Origin of the sequence: Flavobacterium anhuiense (genome assembly GCF_004151235.1) — a bacterium.
Taxonomy (GTDB): Bacteria; Bacteroidota; Bacteroidia; order Flavobacteriales; family Flavobacteriaceae; genus Flavobacterium; species Flavobacterium anhuiense_A.
In genome coordinates, this window is record NZ_JUIV01000006.1 from 38,524 (window position 1) to 53,951 (window position 15,428).

Here is a 15,428-nt window from a genome sequence, read left to right on the forward strand (position 1 = left end):
AATTTCACGCAGATTTAAAATGATTTAAGCAGATCAAGCAGATTTTTTAATCTGTATAAAATCAGAAAGATTAAAATTAAATCAGCTAAAATCTGCCTAATCTGCGTGAAACAAAAAAAGTATAAAATGATTACTTTCCAAAACATAAAAACCAACATCATCACAGCCACAATCCTTTTGGCTTGCACCGTTGTAAATGCACAGAAAGACACAGTCCGTTATGTTGGCAAAACACTATCAAACATCGATTATCATCACGGACAATTAAGTCCTGCGGTTGGAGTTCACGCCACACAAATCATGCGTGCCAGCCGTGAACATCCAGAAAAAGCAGATGGTTTTGGATGGACGTACAACCATCAGCCGATGATGGCGTATTGGAATAACACTTTTTATTTGCATTATTTAAGCGATCCTTCGGGCGAACATATTCCGCCGAGTCAGACTTTATTAATGACTTCTAAAGATGGCGTAACGTGGACAAAACCAGAAGTGATTTTCCCAATTTACCGTATTCCTGACGGATGGAAAAAAGAAGGCGTTGAAGGTGTTGCCAAAAATTTGGATGCGATTATGCACCAGAGAATGGGTTTTTATACCTCAAAAGACAACCGCCTTTTTGCTTTAGCGTATTACGGAATTGCAATGGATGAAAAAGACGATCCAAACGACGGAAAAGGAATTGGTCGTGTGATTCGTGAAATCAAGAAAGACGGAAGTTTTGGCGAAATCTATTTCATCAGATATAACAAAACTTGGGATAAAACGAAATCGAAATTCCCATTTTATACCGCATCAAAAGACAAAGGTTTGAAGAAAGCCTGCGAAGAAATTTTATCAGAGCCGTTAGTTTTACAGCAATGGGTGGAAGAAGCCGATCGAGATGACGAATTAATTCCGTTGCAGAAACCATACAAAGCGTTTAGTTATTATCATTTGCCAAATGGAAATGTTGTTGGTTTATGGAAACATGCTTTAACATCTATCAGCAGAGACGGCGGAAAATCGTGGGATTATATGCCATTGCGTGCGCCAGGATTTGTAAACAGCAATGCTAAAATCTGGGGACAAAAAACATCAGACAATCGTTATGCAACGCTTTATAATCCGTCAGAATACCGTTGGCCTTTGGCAATTTCTACAAGTGACGACGGATTGAATTATAAAGATCTTTTATTGGTTCATGGCGAAGTAAGTCCGATGCGTTATGGCGGAAACTACAAATCTGCAGGTCCTCAGTATGTTCGCGGAATCACAGAGAAAAATGGAACTCCGCCAGACGGAAAAATCTGGGTTGGGTACAGTATGAACAAAGAAGATATTTGGGTGGCATCAATTCCTGTTCCAGTAACTTCTGTTGTAAAGGAAAATGTAAATGACGTTTTTAATAACCTTCCAGACGGACAAGAATTAAAATTATGGAATACGTACGATCTTTCTTGGGCATCAACAAAAATCGAAAAGAAAGCCGATGGCAAAAAATGGCTGACGTTAAGAGATCAGGATTATTTTGATTATTCTCGTGTGGAGAGAGTGATTCCGTTCGCAGCAAAAATGGAAGCTGTTTTTACCGTAATGCCAGAACAGAATAATCATGGTCTGTTGCAGATTGAATTCCAAAATAAACAAGGTTTGCCATCCGTAAGATTGGTTTTTGACAGCGACGGACAATTGAAAGTAAAAACGGGAGCACGTTTCAACACAATTGCAAAATACGAGGCGAATAAAATGTACAAAGTTGCGGTAAAATTAGACGCTAAAAACCGTTCGTACACCGTAAAAGTAAACGACGAAAAAGAGTCAACAAAGATATTGTATGCGCCAACAGATGGTTTTGAACGAATTATGTTCCGCACAGGAGAGCAAAGACATAATCCAAATCCAGACACAGCGCCAGACATAGACGATTACGACGATCTGCCTCAAACCGGAAAACAAATTCAAGAAGCAGTATTCAATATTGAATCTTTGGTGACTAAAAAATTATAAAAATTAAATAGCCACGAATTCACGAATTATTTTAATCGCTGGTCGTAAATTTATTTGCCACAGATTGAAATAATTTCACAGATTAATCGAATTAATATTTCGGTATAAATTCGAAAAATCAAACACAAAGAAAATTAGAGTTAATTCGTGAATTCGTGGCGAAAAAAAATATAAAAGTGAAGTTTTTCAAAAGCATAATAATAACCGCATTCCTCTTAGTAACTCTAGTTTCTAAAGGACAAATTCTGCCTGTGCGCCTAACAACAGAAATGGCTGAAAATCCATTAGCAGTTGTAGAGAATCAGCCGAGATTAAGCTGGCAGTTGATTTCAAAAGAATCAGATGCATCACAAATTGCTTATTTGATTTTAGTAGCTTCTTCTGAAGAAAAACTAAACAATGACGATGGAGACATTTGGAATACCGGAAGAGTAAATTCCGATAAAAACTTGCACATTGTTTATAGCGGAAAACCATTAAAAAGCGAAACCAAATATTTCTGGAAAGTCAAAGTTTGGAATCAATCAGGAAAAGTTTCAAAATGGAGTAAAAACGCTTCTTTTAGAACGGCGCCGTTGGAATCAGATCTAAATCCAACTTGGATTGGTGCAATTGCAAAAGCTGACAGTCATTTACCGGAAGGTAGAAACTTTCATAGTGCAACTTATAAAAGAGAAAAGAAAGATTCGATTATCAACGCTTCTGATTCTCTTTCCAGAAGAAGTATCATGCTTCGCAAACCTTTCGAAGTAGAAAAAGAAGTCAAACAGGCCGTTGTTTATATTTCAGGTTTAGGACATTACGAATTGACTATCAATGGTAAAAAAGTTGGGAACAGCCAATTTGCTCCTCTGTGGACAGATTACGATAAAACAGTTAACTACAATGTTTACGAATTAAGTGCCAAAGATTTTCAAAAAGGTGATAACGTAATTGGCGTTCTGTTAGGAAACGGAATGTACAATACTTTGGCTGAAAGATATACCAAATTCTTCGTGAGTTTTGGTCCGCCGACTTTATTCTTTAAGATGAAAATCAAATACAATGATGGTTCGGAAGAAATTGTAAAGTCAGATAGAACTTGGAAATACAGTAAAAGTCCGATTACGTACAACAGCATTTTTGGAGGAGAAGATTACAATTCGAACCTAGAACAAAAGGATTGGAATAAAAAAGGTTTCAAAGATAGAGATTGGAAAAAAGTAGTCATTCAGGAAGCACCAAAAGGAGTTTTAAGACCACAGACTGCTCCGCCTGTTACGATTCAGAAACAATACGAAGTGAAATCCGTAAAAGAACTGAAACCCAATTTCTACGTTTTTGATATGGGACAGAATCTTTCGGGATTTCCAACCATCAAAGTAAAAGGAAAAAGGGGACAAACGATTCGTGTCTGGGTTGCAGAAGGATTAAATGAAGAAGGTACAATTGCGCAAGGAAGATCTGGAAAACCATATTACTACGATTATACTTTAAAAGGCGATGGAGTTGAAGAATGGACGCCAAAATTCAGTTTCTACGGTTATCAATATGTTCAGATTGAAAACATTAATTACAAAGAAGATAAGAATAAAGATCTTCCAACATTGGTAGATTTAAAATCGAATTTCATTTACAATTCGGCTGGAGAAGCGGGAAGTTTTTCATGTTCGAATGAGATTTTCAATAAAACACACGAACTGATAAACAACTCTATAAAAAGTAATTTCCAAAGCGTTTTTACCGATTGTCCGCAACGTGAAAAGTTAGGCTGGCTGGAAGAAATTCAATTGAATGGCCCGGGTTTAATGTTCAATTATAACCTTCAGAATTTCCTTCCTGCAATGATGCAGAATATTTCTGATTCACAAAGAGAAAATGGTTTAATTCCGACAATAGTCCCTGAATATGTAATTTTTGGTGGCGATTTTACCGATTCTCCAGAATGGGGCGTTACAGGCGTGATTTTGCCTTGGATGTATTATGAATATTACGGAGATGCTTCATTATTAGAAAAATATTTTCCTGTAATGAAAAACTATGTGGATTATCTAGGAACTAAAGCGACAAACCATATCGTTTCGCACGGATTAGGCGATTGGTACGATTACGGAACACATCCTGCTGGATATTCTAAAAATAGTCCGATTGCACTTTCTGCAACTTCTCATTATTATTATGGAGCATATTTGACTGCTAAAGCAGGGAAATTATTAGGTAAAACCGAAGATTTCGAGAAATACAATGCTTTAGCTTTAGAGATTAAAACGGCTTTCAACAAGGAGTTTTTCAACGAAGAAACCAAGCAATACGGAACGAATAGTCAGTTTAGCAATGCTGTTCCGATTTTTATGGATATTGTAGAACCGCAATTTAAAGAAGCGGTAATGCAAAATCTTTTAGCCGATATCAAAGAAAAAGGCGATCGTTTGACAACGGGAGATGTTGGAAATCGTTATTTATTTCAAACTCTGGCACAAAATGGAGAAAACGAAACCATGTTTAGAATGCATAATCATTACGATGCGCCGGGTTATGGTTTTCAGATTAAATTTGGCTTGACCACTTTAACCGAACAATGGGATCCTAGAAAAGGAAATTCATGGAATCACTTTATGTTAGGGCAAATCGAAGAATGGTTTTACCAAAGTTTAGCCGGAATCAAATCAGATCCTGAAAAACCGGGTTTCAAACATTTCTTTATTCAGCCAGAAGTGGTGGGCGATATGACTTTCGCGAAAGCGGATTATCAATCGGTTTACGGAAAAATCGCTTCTTCTTGGGAAAAGAAAGACGGCAAGTTTATTTTGACAGTTCAGATTCCGGTAAATACAACAGCAACAGTAAAATTGCCTGTTGCTAAAAATTCAGAGATAAAAATGGATGGTAAAAGATTTAGGACAGGTTTTGATGAAAAGGCACAAAAGCCTGTTTTAGAATTAGGATCGGGAATTTATACAATAGAATGTCAATTGTAATTATGAGTTATGAGTTATGAGTTATGAGTTATGAGTTATGAATTGCAATTAAGCTCGAAAAAAATAGAGAAATCAATTACCTCCAGCTAAAGCAGGAGGCAATTCAAAAAATGTGTTGAATTATATCAAAATGAAAAAAATAAAATACATCTTCTTAGTTTCCATTTTTGCTTTGACATTTGCCAATGCGCAAAGTACTTCTGATACGAATTTTAGAAAGCCAGTATCAGAAACACTGAAAAAAATAGAAACTGTTTTTAACGTAACCATCAACGATGACAGAGGTTTATTAAAAGGAAAAGAACTGGACTATGCCGATTGGAGAATTGAACCCGGAAATCTGCCACTTTCGCTGACTAATATTTTAGCGCCGTTTGAATTGATGTATTTTAAACAACCCGATGGAACCTACATTATACGCAAGTATGAAAACCATAAAGTTTCGGTAGATAAAGGAAAAGAACGCTTGTTTTATTTAGAAAGCCTTTATTCGACCAAAGAAGAATGGGAGAAACGCAAAACGGAGTTAAAAGCTTGTATGATAACCTCATTTGGTTTAGACAAGGCACCCCCAACACCAAAGTCTAAACCACTTTTGACTCCAAAAAGAATTTACAAAGACTATAGTGTAGAAAATATTGCTTTGGAAATTCTTCCGGGAGTTTATGCCACAGGATCGATTTACAAACCGTATCCGCTAAATAAAAAGTCGGCTGTAATTATCACGCCAGACGGGCATTTCGGAGACGGAAGATACAGAAAAGACGAGCAATACCGTTGTGCCATGATGGCAAAAATGGGCGCAATTGTAGTCGGGTATGATTTATTTGCTTGGGGAGAATCGTTATTGCAGTTTCCTGAAGAAACGCATAGAAATAGTATTGCATCGACAGTCCAATTGTTGACAGGAATTCGTTTATTGGATTATTTGTCAACCGTAAAAAATGCTGATATGTCGAGAGTTGGCGTTACGGGTGGTTCTGGCGGAGGTTCACATACGATGTTTTTGGCAGCAATTGATGATAGAGTAAAAGTTTCAGCTCCGGTCGTGATGGTTTCCTCGCACTTTTCAGGCGGTTGTCCATGCGAAAGCGGACGTGGAATTCACCTTTGCGGAAACGGAACAAATAATGCCGAAATCTCAGCGATGATGGCACCAAAAACGCAATTGATTGTTTCGGATGGAAAAGACTGGACATTGGCGGTTCCTGAACTGGAATTTCCTTTTATCCAAAGAACATACGAATTGTACGGAAAGAAAGATTTAGTAGAGAATGCCCATTTTGCAAAAGAAGGACATGATTTCGGAATCTCAAAACGTATGGCTTTGTATCCGTTTATGGCGAAATATTTAAATTTAGATTTGAATAAAGTGAGGAACGAAAAAGGCGAAATTGACGAATCGACTTGCGTAATTGAACCTTATGATAAATTATATGTTTTTGGTAATAAAGCAGAAAATTTACCAAAAAATGCATTGAAAGACATTAACAAATTATACGAAATGTTCGGAGAAAAAAATCTGAAAGTTTACGAGGTTAAAAAATAGATTTATAGCCACGAATTTCACGAATTATTTTTTATAATGGATATGCAATTTTTGTGTCAAATTAATCGAATTAAAGCTTTCGGTAAAAATTAGAGAAATAAAGCGCAAAGAATAATTAGAGAAAATTCGTGAATTTGTGGCGAAAAAAATTATGAAGTTAAGAAATGATATTTGGGCGTGACCCAATTTGAAAAAGTGGGCACTTTTGTAACCGTTTATTTCGCCCCCTTTCTCAAATCGTGTCGGACTATCCGCGCTACTTCGGTAGCCAGCTTCTATCCCTCACGCGCTCTCGTAACTCAAGAAAATTTGTGCTAATTTGTGAAATTTGTGGTTAAAAAAACAATTCGGGTTTTGCCCATAAAGTATAAAATATGAAGTTTAAAAATAAAATAATTGTTTTTCTAGGTCTTTCGTTATTTGTTTTACAAAACACAATAGCGCAAAACAACAACGACCTAAAACTTTGGTACGATAAACCTGCATCTATCTGGAACGAAGCTTTGCCTTTGGGTAACGGACGTTTGGGCGCAATGGTTTTTGGCGATCCAGCAGTTGAACGTTTGCAATTGAACGAAGAAACCATCTGGGCAGGTTCTCCAAACAGCAATGCACATAATAAATCTATTAAAGCGCTGCCAATTGTTCGTCAGTTAATTTTTGACGGAAAATTTGATGAAGCGCAGGATTTGGCTACTCAAGATATTATGTCGCAGACGAATGACGGAATGCCGTATCAGACTTTTGGAAGCGTTTATATTTCATTCAACGGACATCAAAAATATACCGATTATTACCGAGATTTAGACATCAGCAATGCTACGGCAAAAGTAAAATACAAAGTAAATGGTGTTGAGTTTACAAGAGAAATTCTAACCGCATTTTCAGATCAGGTTATTGTGGTAAAACTTACTGCAAGTCAGCCGGGACAGATTACGTGTAACGTTTTCATGAACAGTCCGATTGATAAAACAGTCGCTTCGACAGAAGGAAACCAGATCATACTTTCTGGAGTTGGAACTAACTTTGAAGGCGTAAAAGGAAAAGTAAAATTCCAAGGAAGACTGACAGCTAAAAATAAAGGCGGCCAAATCGAAGCCAGCAACGGTGTTTTAAGTATCTACAAAGCTGATGAAGTGACATTGTATATTTCCATTGCAACGAATTTCAAAAACTATAAAGACATTTCTGGAGATGAAATTGCAAAAAGCAAAGATTATTTAGCGAAAGCAGAAACAAAAGATTTTGAAACAATAAAGAAAGCCCACGTTGATTATTATCAAAAATTCTTCAACAGAGTGGTTTTAGATTTAGGTTCAAACGAATTGACAAAGAAACCAACAAACGAAAGAATCAGAGATTTTTCGAAACAATTCGATCCGCAGTTGGCTTCGCTATATTTCCAATTCGGACGTTATCTTTTGATTTCGAGTTCACAGCCAGGCGGTCAGCCAGCGAATTTGCAAGGAATTTGGAACGATATGGTCACTCCGCCTTGGGACAGTAAATACACGACAAACATCAATGCCGAAATGAATTACTGGCCGGCACAAGTAACCAATTTGCAGGAAATGCACGAACCTTTTGTACAAATGGCAAAAGAGTTAGCTGTAACTGGTGCAGAAACAGCAAAAACAATGTATAATGCCAGCGGTTGGGTTTTACACCACAATACCGATATTTGGCGTGTAACCGCTCCAGTAGATTCAGCTGCTTCGGGAATGTGGCCGACAGGCGGTGCTTGGGTTTGTCAGGATTTATGGGAAAGATATTTATATACAGGAGATAAAAAGTATTTAGCAGAAATTTACCCCATCATGAAAGGGGCTGCTGATTTCTTTTTGGATTTTATGATTGTGGATCCAAACACAGGATATTTGGTTGTTGTTCCGTCAAGTTCTCCTGAAAACACACACGCTGGTGGAACAGGAAAAGCAACAATTGCATCGGGAACAACAATGGATAATCAGCTTGTTTTCGATTTGTTTACGCATGTTATCGAAGCTTCGGAATTGGTTTCTCCAGATGCATCTTATATAAAAAAAGTAAGCGATGCTTTGGCAAAAATGCCTCCAATGAAAGTGGGAAAACACAATCAGTTACAAGAATGGCAGGACGATTGGGACAATCCGAAAGACAATCACAGACACGTTTCGCATTTGTACGGATTGTATCCAAGTAATCAGATTTCGCCAATCAAAACACCAGAATTATTTGAAGCTGCGAAACAATCATTGATTTATAGAACAGACGAATCTACTGGCTGGTCAATGGGATGGAAAGTGAATTTATGGGCAAGATTGTTAGACGGAAATCACGCTTATAAATTGATTCAGGATCAATTGCATTTAGTTACGGCAGATCAAAGAAAAGGTGGTGGAACGTATCCGAATATGTTAGATGCGCATCAGCCGTTCCAAATTGATGGTAATTTTGGATGCACGGCTGGTTTTGCTGAAATGCTGATGCAGAGTCAGGAAGATGCCATTCATTTATTGCCTGCTTTGCCAACGGTTTGGAAAGACGGAAGCATAAAAGGTTTAGTAGCAAGAGGCGGTTTCGTAATCGATATGACTTGGAAGAACAATAAAGTTTCGACGCTTAAAATCTATTCGAAAATTGGAGGAAACTGCCGATTGAAAGTTGAGAATACATTGAAAGGTTCTTTAAACAAAAAAGCAAAAGGGAAAAATTCAAATCCGTTGTTTTACGATGTTGAAGTAAAGAAACCAATTATTTCTAAGGAAGCAAAATTGCCTAAAGTACAATTGCCGAATTACAATATTTATGATATAAATATGAAAGCGGGACAGACTTATACTTTTACTGGGAATTAAAAATTTTGAACCATATAAGTGATTTAAGAAAATATAATAGCACGCCATATTTGTCATTTCGACGAAGGAGAAATCTTCGTTAGAAATTCGACAAAGATTGGAGACTCACTTTACGGAGTTACTTGCGGAGATTTCTCCTTCGTCGAAATGACAAGATTGTGTGAAAAGAATAAAATAAAAAACAGAATAATGTTGACAAATTTCAAACATAAAATAATAACACTTTCAATAGTAATTGCTTGTATAAGTAGCGGTTGTAAATCGACTGCGAAGCATTCTCAAAGTAGAAAAGCAGTTATTTTAAAAGAAAAAAACTTCAAACATTATGTGGATTATTTCAACACGATGGAAGATGAAAATTTGAAGTTTGCAATTCCAAACGACAGTGCGTGGACTTGGATGGAAAAGAATATTCCGTTGTTTGAATGTCCACAGCAGAATTTCGAGGAAATTTATTATTTCAGATGGTGGAGCGTTCGTAAACATATTAAAAATACGCCGCAAGGATTTGCGATTACCGAGTTTTTGGTAGACCGTTCTTATGCCGACAAATACAATATGATCAGCTGTGCTTTGGGGCATCATATCAATGAATTCCGATGGGTTCATGATCCGAAATATATTGAGCAGGATGTGAAAATCTGGTATCGAGGAAATGATGGAAAACCGATGAATAAATTGTATAAGTTTAGCAGTTGGACAGCCGATGCTTTATACAATCGTTATTTGGTGAATAAAGATGAAAAGTTCTTATTGGATTTGTACCCGGACATGGTTGCCGATTATGCTGTTTGGGTAAAAGACCGTCAGCGTAAAGATGGTTTGTTTTGGCAACATGATGTAAAGGACGGAATGGAAGAATCCTTAAGTGGTGGACGAAAAGTGCAAAATGCAAGACCAACGATTAACAGTTATATGTACGGAAATGCTGTAGCGATTTCTAAAATGGCTGAAATGAAAGGCGATAAGGTTGCGGAAACCGTATATAAAGCTTTAGCTTCTGTTCTACAACAATCAATACAAACGAAATTATGGAATTCTAAAAGTGAGTTTTTTGAAACTTTGACACAAAAAGATACATTAGCTCAAGTTCGCGAAGCCATCGGATTTATTCCATGGTATTTTAATCTTCCTGAAAAAGGAAAAGGTTTTGAAAAAGCTTGGGAGCAAATTAAAGATGAAAAAGGATTTTCGGCTCCGTTTGGATTAACAACGGCAGAAAGAAGAAGTCCGAGATTTAGAACACACGGAACAGGAACCTGTGAATGGGACGGTGCAATTTGGCCATTTGCGAGTTCGCAGACGTTAACCGCTTTGGCGAATGTTTTGAATAATTACAATCAGAATTATGTTGGTAAAACCGATTATTTCAAGCAGATGGAATTGTATGTTCAGTCGCAGTATTACAGAGGTAAACCTTATCTTGGCGAATATTTAGACGAAACAACAGGGTATTGGTTAATGGGCGATAGAGAAAGAAGCCGTTATTATAATCATTCGACTTTCAATGATTTGGTGATTACAGGTTTGGTTGGTTTACGTCCGAGAGCAGATGAAAAGATTGAAGTAAATCCGTTGATTCCACAAGAAAAATGGGATTGGTTTTGTTTGGATAATGTTCTGTATCACGGAAATATTATTACCATTCTTTGGGATAAAACAGGAGAAAAATATAAAAAAGGAAAAGGTTTTAGAATCTTTAAAAATGGAAAGGAAATTGCGTTTTCTGAGAAATTAGAGCGAGTTATTTCAGAATAAAATCAATGCTTAACCGTCTTGTTTGTCATTTCGACGTAAGGAGAAATCTCCGTTAGTAGCTCGACAAAGATTGTCGATTTTGATTGTGGAGTTTCTTGCGAAGATTTCTCCTTACGTCGAAATGACAAAAATGAGTACAGAATTTACTCTCGCAGATTTTGGTGATTGGGGAGATTTTAAATTAAAGCAAAAATAATCTGCTCAATCAGCAAAATCTGCGGGAGAAAAAAATAAAGCCAAAAGCTTAAAAAGTAATACCATGAAAAAGTTTTTTTTACATCTTACATTAATCATTTCACTTTTTACCATTTCGGCGAAAGCCCAAACCAAAATCATTGTAAGTGATTTAAAATGCGAAATGCTGACCAATCCGGAAGGAATTGATGTTTTACAGCCAAGATTAAGCTGGAAAATTAAAGCAGATATAAACCATGTAAAACAAACTTCATATCAGATTACTGCTTCATCAAGTTTAGAGAAATTAAATGCAGGAAACGGAGATTTATGGGACAGCGGAAAAGTGCAAAGTGATGCTTCTGTCAATGTGATTTATAACGGAAAAAAACTAAAAGATCGACAAGACGTTTATTGGAAAGTAACGGTTTTTACCAATAAAGGAGAAATTCAATCAAAAGAAACGGCACATTTCAGTATCGGAATTTTAACTTATGCCGACTGGAAATCGACACGCTGGATTGGTTATGAAAAATTATCGAATGATGACAGTATTTCGCAGTATTCAAAATTGTCAGCGCGTTATCTGAGAAAAGAAATCAACTTGAAAAAACAAGTTAAAAGCGCCAAAGTCTATATCATGGGAATGGGCTTGTATGAGTTGTACATTAATGGGAGTAAAATTGGCGATCAGGTTTTGGCACCCGTTCCTACGGATTATACTAAAAATGTAAAATACAATGTTTTTGATGTGACTTCGCAATTGAAAGAAGGCAAAAATATGTTGGGAACGATTTTAGGGAACGGACGTTTTTTTGCCATGCGCCAAGATTATAAACCCTATAAAATTAAGTCATTTGGTTTGCCGAAAATGGCTCTTCAATTATTTGTAGAATATACCGATGGAAGCAAAGACGTTATCAGAACTGATGATACTTGGAAAATCACAACCGACGGACCGATTTTATCGAATAACGAATACGATGGAGAAGAATATGACGCCCGCAAAGAAATGAAAGGCTGGAGCACGACCAATTTTGATGATAAAAACTGGATAAATGCCAGATACGTTCAAGAACCAGGCGGATTCTACGAAGGACAGATGTCGGCGAATATGAAGATTAAACGTGAAGTAAAACCGATTTCGATCAAACAAACACCAAAAGGAACTTATATCTTGGATATGGGGCAAAATATGGTGGGCTGGTTACAGTTGAAAGTAAAAGGAAACGCTGGCAACAAAATCACGATGAAATTTGCTGAATCGTTACAACCAGATGGTTCGTTGTATATTGCCAATCTTCGTGATGCGAAAACGACTGATATTTATACGTTAAAAGGAGAAGGAGAAGAAGTTTGGGAACCTCGTTTTATTTTTCACGGATTTCGATTTGTAGAAATTTCGGGTTTCAAAACAAAACCGACTTTAGAAAATTTTGTTGGAAAAGTCGTTTATGATGATATTGCAACAACAGGAACTTTCGATTCTTCTAATCCTACTATGAATCAGATTTTTAAAAATGCTTGGTGGGGAATCAGCGGTAATTATAAAGGAATGCCAATTGATTGTCCGCAAAGAAATGAGCGTCAGCCTTGGTTGGGAGATAGAACAACGGGAGCTTACGGAGAAAGTTTCTTATTTGATAATCAGACTTTGTACGCAAAATGGTTGGATGATATTAAAAATTCACAAACTATTGATGGCGGAATTCCAGATGTGGCACCAGCTTTTTGGCGTTATTACGGCGATAATGTAACTTGGCCGGGAACGTATATTACAGTTGCATATATGCTGTATCAGCAATTTGGAGATGCAAAAGTGGTAGAAAAACAATATCCATACATGAAAAAATGGATGGATTATATGGAAGAAAATTATTTGGTTGATGATATTATGACCAAAGATAAATACGGCGATTGGTGTGTTCCTCCAGAATCGTTGGAATTAATTCGTTCGAAAGATCCTTCTCGTTTGACGGATGGCGAATTGATTTCGAGTGCGTTTTATTATCAGCTTTTAAATATCATGAAAAAGTTTGCAGTAATTGCTAATGCAGAAAATGATATTAAACATTATGATGAGTTAGCTTTAAGAATCAAAAAAGCATTCAACGCTAAATATTTCAATGCATCAAAAAATAATTATGCCAATAATACCGTAACAGCTAATTTACTGCCTTTGACTTTCGGAATGGTTCCAGAAGTATTAAAACAAAAGGTTTTCGAAAATCTTGTACATGAAGTAGAAGTTACTAAAAACGGTCATGTAAGTACAGGTGTTATCGGAACGCAGTTTTTAATGCGAACATTAACCAATTTTGGTCGTGGAGATTTGGCTTTCAAATTAGCATCAAACAAAACCTATCCAAGCTGGGGTTATATGGTCGAAAATGGCGCTACAACAATCTGGGAGCTTTGGAACGGAAACACGGCAGATCCTGCAATGAATTCGCAAAACCACGTCATGCTTTTAGGCGATTTATTGATTTGGTATTACGAAAATATGGCAGGAATTAAAAGCAATCCTGAAACTCCCGGTTTCAAACAAATCATCATGAAACCAGATTTTAATGCAGGATTGACTTACGTAAATGCGTCATACGAATCAATTTACGGAACAATTAAAAGCGATTGGAAAAAAGATAAAAAAGTATTGGTTTGGAATATTACTATTCCGGCTAATACTTCTGCAATTGTGTATCTTCCTGCGACTAATGTTTCAGCCATTTCAATCAATAAAGAGAAGCTGGATAAGACTTCTTACACTTATTCGGTAGAAAAAAATAAAATAGTTGTCACACTTTCGTCAGGAAATTATGCGATAAACGTTAAATAATCCGCATTTTTAATAATTCGGGACAGTACAGGATAGATTGTTAATTTTTTGGTGTTATTTTTACACTTATTAAATATTTTTACCTAAAAAAATGTTAGGTATGTATTTATAGTCAAAAAAAATAATTCATAATTTAATTAAGAATGAAGATAACAAAATTAGCATTTGTCTTGTTTGGACTTTTCCTTTTAGGAAGTTGTAAATCGGCTTTAGAGAAAAAGACTTGGAAAGAAGGAATTTTGGTAGATCAATTTGTTTACGATAAAGCGCCTTATCCGTCTTGTCACGCGATAACAATTGTTGAAGCTACAAATGGTGATTTAGTTGCCTCATGGTTTGGGGGAACACACGAAAGGCACCCTGACGTTTGCATTTATGTAGCCATCAAACCAAAAGGAAGCGATACTTGGAACGAAGGAGTAAAAGTTGCTGATGGAGTGATGAAAGAAGGCCCGAGATTGCCAACTTGGAACCCTGTTTTATATCAGATTCCAGGTGGCGATTTAATGTTATTCTACAAAATAGGTCCAAAACCATCAGAATGGTGGGGCGTAATCAGAACTTCATCTGATGGCGGAAAAACTTGGTCTGAGGCTAAAAAAATGCCAGACGGTTTCTTAGGGCCAATTAAAAATAAACCAGTTTTATTAAGCAACGGAACTTTATTATGTCCGTCAAGTATTGAAGGCGACGGATGGAGACTTCGCATGGAATCTACTCCAGATTTTGGAAAAACTTGGGTAATGGGCGATACGCTTCCAAGAGGGAAACAAAAAATTAATGCGATTCAGCCAAGTATTTTATTCCACAAAGATGGAAGTATTCAGGCTATCGGAAGAACCAGAAACAGAGCGATTTTCAGCACATTCTCAAAAGATAACGGAAAAACCTGGTCAGCTGTTGAGTTAATCGGACTTCCAAACAACAACTCTGGAACTGATGCTGTAACACTTAAAGACGGCAGACATTTGTTAGTTTACAATCACGTTTTACCTCCAGGAAAAGAAGCTAAAGGTCCAAGAACGCCTTTGAATGTTTCGGTTTCAAAAGACGGAATTCACTGGAATGCTGCTTTAGTTTTAGAAGATTCAAAAATCAGCCAATATTCTTATCCTTCAATGATTCAAAGTTCAGACGGTATGGTTCATATTGTTTACACTTGGAGAAGAGAAAAACTGAAATATGTGAAAATCGATCCAAGTAAATTAGTGGCACTTCCAATCAAAAATGGAATCTGGCCAGGTGAAGAAGGAAAGGTGGTAACGGCAGTAAAAGCGGAAGAAGAGTAAAATAAAGTTCGCCACGAATTTCACTAATTTTCACAAATT

The 15,428-nt window shown here is 36.6% G+C and carries 7 protein-coding genes; all 7 read left to right on the plus strand.

Annotated elements, in window-relative coordinates; genetic code table 11:
* The first annotated feature begins 126 nt into the window (after positions 1 to 126).
* The 7 genes from NU08_RS09775 to NU08_RS09805 all read left to right on the plus strand — a co-directional run bounded on the left by NU08_RS09775 (position 127) and on the right by NU08_RS09805 (position 15,389).
* Positions 127 to 1,989 carry a six-hairpin glycosidase gene (locus NU08_RS09775; protein WP_129746950.1) on the plus strand — a complete coding sequence of 621 codons (1,863 nt, stop codon included), beginning with the start codon at positions 127 to 129 and terminating at the stop codon, positions 1,987 to 1,989.
* A gap of 269 nt (positions 1,990 to 2,258) precedes the next feature.
* A complete protein-coding gene (locus tag NU08_RS09780; protein ID WP_242502528.1) occupies positions 2,259 to 4,946 on the plus strand; it encodes a glycoside hydrolase family 78 protein in 2,688 nt (895 codons plus the stop codon).
* Positions 4,947 to 5,076: 130 nt separating this feature from the next.
* Positions 5,077 to 6,495 (plus strand): acetylxylan esterase, encoded by a 1,419-nt coding sequence (locus tag NU08_RS09785; RefSeq protein WP_129746952.1) that lies wholly within the window; start codon positions 5,077 to 5,079, stop codon positions 6,493 to 6,495.
* A 374-nt stretch (positions 6,496 to 6,869) separates the two neighbouring features.
* Entirely contained in the window at positions 6,870 to 9,332 is a 2,463-nt protein-coding gene (locus tag NU08_RS09790) for a glycosyl hydrolase family 95 catalytic domain-containing protein (RefSeq protein ID WP_129746953.1), read from the plus strand.
* Positions 9,333 to 9,521: 189 nt separating this feature from the next.
* Complete coding sequence (locus NU08_RS09795; protein WP_129746954.1) at positions 9,522 to 11,090, plus strand: MGH1-like glycoside hydrolase domain-containing protein; 1,569 nt, start codon at positions 9,522 to 9,524, stop codon at positions 11,088 to 11,090.
* A 259-nt stretch (positions 11,091 to 11,349) separates the two neighbouring features.
* Positions 11,350 to 14,100, plus strand: a complete 2,751-nt coding sequence (locus tag NU08_RS09800) for a glycoside hydrolase family 78 protein (protein ID WP_129746955.1) — start codon at positions 11,350 to 11,352, stop codon at positions 14,098 to 14,100.
* 143 nt (positions 14,101 to 14,243) lie between these two features.
* The gene (locus NU08_RS09805; protein WP_129746956.1) at positions 14,244 to 15,389 is read left to right on the plus strand and encodes a sialidase family protein; all 1,146 of its coding nucleotides are present in this window, start codon (positions 14,244 to 14,246) and stop codon (positions 15,387 to 15,389) included.
* The last annotated feature ends 39 nt before the right edge of the window (positions 15,390 to 15,428 follow it).

Coding starts and splice junctions, on each gene's coding strand:
- NU08_RS09805 (WP_129746956.1), top strand. CDS start 14,244: ATGAAGATAACAAAATTAGCATTTGTCTTGTTTGGACTTTTCCTTTTA.
- NU08_RS09795 (WP_129746954.1), top strand. CDS start 9,522: ATGTTGACAAATTTCAAACATAAAATAATAACACTTTCAATAGTAATT.
- NU08_RS09780 (WP_242502528.1), top strand. CDS start 2,259: ATGGCTGAAAATCCATTAGCAGTTGTAGAGAATCAGCCGAGATTAAGC.
- NU08_RS09790 (WP_129746953.1), top strand. CDS start 6,870: ATGAAGTTTAAAAATAAAATAATTGTTTTTCTAGGTCTTTCGTTATTT.
- NU08_RS09785 (WP_129746952.1), top strand. CDS start 5,077: ATGAAAAAAATAAAATACATCTTCTTAGTTTCCATTTTTGCTTTGACA.
- NU08_RS09775 (WP_129746950.1), top strand. CDS start 127: ATGATTACTTTCCAAAACATAAAAACCAACATCATCACAGCCACAATC.
- NU08_RS09800 (WP_129746955.1), top strand. CDS start 11,350: ATGAAAAAGTTTTTTTTACATCTTACATTAATCATTTCACTTTTTACC.